Here is a 4,801-nt window from a genome sequence, read left to right as displayed (position 1 = left end):
GCCCCACCCCTGCTTCGTCCGGAACCGGCTATGACACGGCCCCAGGTCCAGGCCAGGAGGGCCCCCATGCCGCCGACAAGTCCCGAGGGTGACTACGCACCCGAGCCCCGCCAGGGGTGGTGGAGCCGCAACTGGAAGTGGGCGGTGCCCGTGGGCTGTCTGGGGATGCTGGGCTCGTGCTTCTGCTTCGCGGCCATCGCCGTGGGCTGGGGCTACTCGTCGTTCAAGGACATGGGCGCGTACACGGACGCCATCACGGAGGCCCAGGAGGATCCGCACGTGCAGCGGGCCCTGGGCGGCACCTTCAAGCCGGGCTTCCCCAGCAACACCCAGGTGAGCACCCGCAACGGCCGCACCCACGCGGAGTTCACCGTCCCGCTGGACGGCCCCAAGGCGGACGGCAACCTCCACGCCGTGGCCGACAAGAACGGCGAGACGTGGACCTTCCGCACCCTCTACGTCCAGGTGGAGGACGGACAGCGCATCGACCTGCTCGACACGGGCGAGCCGCCCCCGGAAGCACCGGAGCTGGAGGAGCCGGAGGTGCCCCACGAGCTGGAGCCGGAAGACACCGAGCCCTCGGAGCCGCCCGCGCGGAAGAAGCCCGGCAGCGACACCGACATCGAGCTGTAGGGCTGCCCGGGAGTGACGAAGGGCGCGCCCCGGGATGTCCCGGTGACGCGCCCCTCGGAGGTCACGGCCCGCCGTCAGGACGGCGGAAGCGGACTACTTCAGCTTCTGGATGCCTTCGCGCAGCGCGGGCAGGACCTTGAAGAGGTCGTCCACGAGGCCGTAGTCGGCCACCTGGAAGATGGGCGCCTCCGGGTCCTTGTTGATGGCGACGATGGTCTTCGAGGACTTCATGCCGGCCAGGTGCTGGATGGCGCCGCTGATGCCCGCGGCGATGTACAGCTTCGGCGCGACGACCTTGCCCGTCTGACCGACCTGCAGGTCGTTGGGAACCCAACCCGCGTCGCACACCGCGCGGGACGCGCCCACCGCGGCGCCCAGCAGGTCCGCCAGGGCCTCCACTTCCTTGAAGTCGCCCTTGGTGCCGCGGCCACCGGACACCACCACGCTGGCCTCGGTGAGCTCCGGACGGGCGCTCTTCACCTCGTTGAAGGACACGAACTTCGTCTTGGAGGCCTCCAGCTTCGGCTGGAAGGACTTCACCTCCGCGGACGCGCCCGCGCCAGCGGCCGGCGTGAACTCCGTGGCGCGGATGCTGATGACCTGCACCGGCGTGGAGAGCTTCACCTCGGCGAACACGTTGCCGGCCCACATGGGACGGGTGAACGTGATGTCCGCGCCACTGCCGTTGATGGCGGTGATGTCGGTGGCCATGGCGGCCTTCAGCCGGGCGGCGACGCGCGGCAGCAGGTCCTTGCCCTGCGCCGTGGAGGCCGCGCCCACGAAGGTGGCCTTCAGCTCCTGCGCCAGGCCGGCGACGACGGGGGCGTAGACCTCGGCCAGGTAGTGCTCGAACTCAGGAGCGGCGGCCGTGTGGATGGCCTTGGCGCCGGAGCCCTTGAGCTCCTCCGCCAGCTTGGAGGGGTCCTTGGAAAGAAGGACGAGGTGCAGCTCGGCGCCGGCCTTGTCGGCCAGCTGCTTGCCCGCGGCGATGGCGTTCAGGGAGGCCTTGCGCAGGTTCCCGTCCGGCTGCTGCTCGGCGACGATGAGGACGATGGACATGGTGTGTCTGTCTCCGGAATCGTTGGAAGGGTTGGCAGCGCGGGTCAGACGACCTTCGCCTCGTTGTGCAGCTTCTCCACCAGGGTGGCCACGTCCGGCACCTTGATGCCCGCCTTGCGCGCGGGAGGCGACGCCAGCTTGAGCACCTGGATCTTCGGGGCCACGTCCACGCCCAGGCCCGCCGGGGTCAGCTCCTCGATGGGCTTGCTCTTCGCCTTCATGATGCCCGGGAGGCTGGCGTAGCGCGGCTGGTTCAGGCGCAGGTCCGTGGTGACGATGGCGGGCAGCTGGACCTCCAGGGTCGCGAGCCCGTTGTCCACTTCACGCACCACCTGCACGCTCTTCTTGTCCGCGGACACCACCACCGCCGGGACCTTGTTCTTCTCCTGGTCGCTCTCCAGCGACTCCACCTTGGAGGCGAACGTGGCCTGACCCCAGCCCAGGAACTCGGCCAGGTACTGGCCCACCTGGTTCTGGTCGTCGTCGATGGACTGCTTGCCCAACAGGACGATGTCCGGCTTCTCCTTCTCCGCGACCTTCTGGAGCAGCCCCGCGATGCCCAGCTGATCCAGCGGGCCCGTGTGGTTCACCCAGATGGCGCGGTTGGCGCCCATGGCCAGCGCGTGGCGCAGCTGCTCCTGCACCTCCTTGCCGCCGATGGAGACCACCACCACCTCGCCGGTGTGCTTCGCCGCGAGGCGCAGGCCCTCTTCCACGCCGATTTCATCGAAGGGGTTGATCTTGTACTTCAACCCCTCCTTCACGATGTCCGAGCCGTCCGGCTTCACCTTGATCTTCGACTCGGGATCTTCCACGCGCTTGGCGGTGACGAGAATCTTCACGGCGGGCTTCTCCTCAGTGGGGAGTGTTTGGAAATCGGGCGCTTGACGCGTCGCGCATCAGGGCCGGAGTAATAGACATCCGCACACGGCGGCGGCAACGGGAAAGCCCCGCCGGGCACAGTTTTGCTTTTCTACCTGAACAGTTCCTTCGCGATGACCAGGCGCTGCACCTGGCTCGTGCCCTCGTAGACCTGGATGAGCTTGGCGTCGCGCATCAGCTTCTCCACGGGGTATTCCTTCATGTAGCCGTAGCCGCCGAAGACCTGCACGGCGTCCGTGGCGACCTTCATGGCCATGTCCGCGGCGAAGCACTTCGCATAGCTGGACTGGAGGGTGTTGCGCTGTCCCTCATCCAGCACCTGCGCGCTCTCGTAGGTGAGCAGGCGCGCGGCGTGGGTGTTCATGGCCATCTCCGCCAGCATGAACTGGACGGCCTGGTGCTCGCGGATGGGCTTGCCCATCGTCTGGCGCTGCGCGGAGTACTCCAGCGAGTGCTCCAGCGCCGCGCGGGCGATGCCAATGGAGATGCTCGCGGTGAGCGGGCGGCTGTTGTCCAGCGTGGCCATGGCGATCTTGAAGCCCTCGCCCTCCTCGCCGATGCGGTTCTTCACCGGGACACGCACCTCGTCGAACGTGACGGTGGTGGTGTTGCTGGCGCGCTGGCCCATCTTGTTCTCGTGCTTGCCGGTGGTCAGGCCCTGCGGACGGCCCTCCACGACGAAGCAGGTGATGCCCTTGTGCTTCTTGCCCTTGTCCAGCGTGGCGAACACGGTGAACTGGTCCGCGTAGCCGGCGTTGGTGATGAAGCACTTGCTGCCGTTGAGGACGTACTCGTCACCCTCGCGGCGCGCGGTGGTGCCCATGGCCGCCACGTCCGAACCCGCGGAAGGCTCCGTGAGGCAGAAGCAGCTGAGCTTGAGCTTCTCCCCAAAGGGGGCCAGCAGGCGCTTCTTCTGGTCGTCCGTGCCGGCCAGGATGATGGGCAGGTTGGCCAGGTCGTTGGCGATGAGGGACGTGGCCACGCCCGCGCAGCCCCACGCCAGCTCCTCGCACACGATGACCTGCTCCAGGTGCGTCAGGCCCACGCCGTTGTACTCCGACGGGATGGCCATGTTCAGCAGGCCCAGCTCGAAGGCCGCGGAGATGAGGTCCTTGGGGAAGTCGGAGGTCTCGTCGTAGTGGGGGGCCTTGGGGCGCACCACGTCACGGGCGTACTTGCGCGCGGCGTCCTGCAAGGCGCGCTGGTTTTCGCTGAGCTGGAAATCCATGTGCGGGGCTCCGGGAGGGTTGATTCAAATATCAATCCGTTTCCCCTGCCATACCGCTCCCGCCGTCCAGGCGCCAGCCCCCGCGAGGGCCCCCCCGTCGTTCCAGGGACACCGGAACGACAGGGGAGACGGCCGAGCGGTTACTTCCCGGCGGGCTTGCCCTGCTTGGGGACCTTTTCCCAGTCCGCGAGGAACTTCTGGATGCCCGCGTCGGTGAGGGGGTGGTTCGCCAGCTGGGTGATGACGTTGTAGGGCAGCGTGGCCACGTCCGCGCCCAGGCGCGCGGCCTGGAGGACGTGGACGGGGTTGCGCACGCTGGCCACCAGCACCTGCGTGGTGAAGTCGTAGTTCTGGTAGATCTCCAGGATGTGGGCGATGAGCTCCATGCCGTCCTGGGAGATGTCGTCCAGCCGGCCCACGAAGGGCGACACGTACGTGGCGCCGGCCTTGGCGCACAGCAGGGCCTGGTTGGCGGAGAAGCAGAGGGTGACGTTGGTGCGGATGCCGTCCGCGGTGAGCGCCTTGACGGCCTTCATGCCCTCCACGCCCATGGGGATCTTCACCACGACGTTGTCGTGGATCTTCGCCAGGCCCTGGCCTTCCTTGATGAGCTCCGGGGCGGTCAGCGAGACGCACTCCGCGCTGATGGGACCGTCCACGATGGAGCAGATCTCCCGGATGGTCTCCTCCAGGTTCCGGCCGACCTTGGCCAGCAGTGACGGGTTGGTGGTGACGCCGTCCACGCAGCCCATCTCGTGGGCCTTGCGGATTTCGCCGACGTCCGCGCTGTCGATGAAGAACTTCATGCCGTCCCCTCGGTTTCCGGTGGTGAAGCAGGTTTCCCCGGCCACGGGCGGCCGGGCGGGCAGGCCGTAGCCCAGGCCCCCCCATGCGTCAAGGATGGCCGCCCACGCTGCGGCGGAGTAGAGGTAGCGCCCATCCATGGCCCGCGCTCCCCGCTCCACCGCCAAGAAGCCCAAACTGCGTGCCCTCCCCGGC

General features: G+C 67.9%; 5 protein-coding genes. 1 reads left to right on the top strand and 4 read right to left on the bottom strand.

The genetic code is table 11. The features are described 5' to 3' along the window. Positions 1-66 precede the first annotated feature (66 nt). A complete protein-coding gene (locus tag D7V80_RS40215) occupies positions 67-633 on the top strand; it encodes a cytochrome c oxidase assembly factor Coa1 family protein (RefSeq protein WP_158616779.1) in 567 nt (188 codons plus the stop codon). A 93-nt stretch (positions 634-726) separates the two neighbouring features. Here D7V80_RS40215 and D7V80_RS40210 read toward each other — a convergent pair whose 3' ends face one another. The 4 genes from D7V80_RS40210 to fsa form a co-directional block, all read right to left on the bottom strand. Continuing rightward, positions 727-1,692: an electron transfer flavoprotein subunit alpha/FixB family protein gene (locus tag D7V80_RS40210; RefSeq protein WP_120593053.1), complete on the bottom strand. Its 966-nt coding sequence runs from the start codon at positions 1,690-1,692 to the stop codon at positions 727-729. A gap of 44 nt (positions 1,693-1,736) precedes the next feature. After that, positions 1,737-2,534: an electron transfer flavoprotein subunit beta/FixA family protein gene (locus D7V80_RS40205; RefSeq protein ID WP_120593052.1), complete on the bottom strand. Its 798-nt coding sequence runs from the start codon at positions 2,532-2,534 to the stop codon at positions 1,737-1,739. A gap of 131 nt (positions 2,535-2,665) precedes the next feature. Further along, positions 2,666-3,802 carry an acyl-CoA dehydrogenase family protein gene (locus D7V80_RS40200; protein ID WP_014399256.1) on the bottom strand — a complete coding sequence of 379 codons (1,137 nt, stop codon included), beginning with the start codon at positions 3,800-3,802 and terminating at the stop codon, positions 2,666-2,668. A 140-nt stretch (positions 3,803-3,942) separates the two neighbouring features. Further along, positions 3,943-4,608, bottom strand: coding sequence for a fructose-6-phosphate aldolase (fsa, locus tag D7V80_RS40195; protein WP_014399257.1), 666 nt, complete (start codon positions 4,606-4,608; stop codon positions 3,943-3,945). Positions 4,609-4,801: the final 193 nt, after the last annotated feature.

The organism is Corallococcus sp. CA054B (assembly GCF_003611625.1).
GTDB lineage: Bacteria > Myxococcota > Myxococcia > Myxococcales > Myxococcaceae > Corallococcus > Corallococcus coralloides.
Note: the sequence above shows the minus strand (reverse complement) of the source record. Positions and strands in the feature narration are given on the sequence as shown.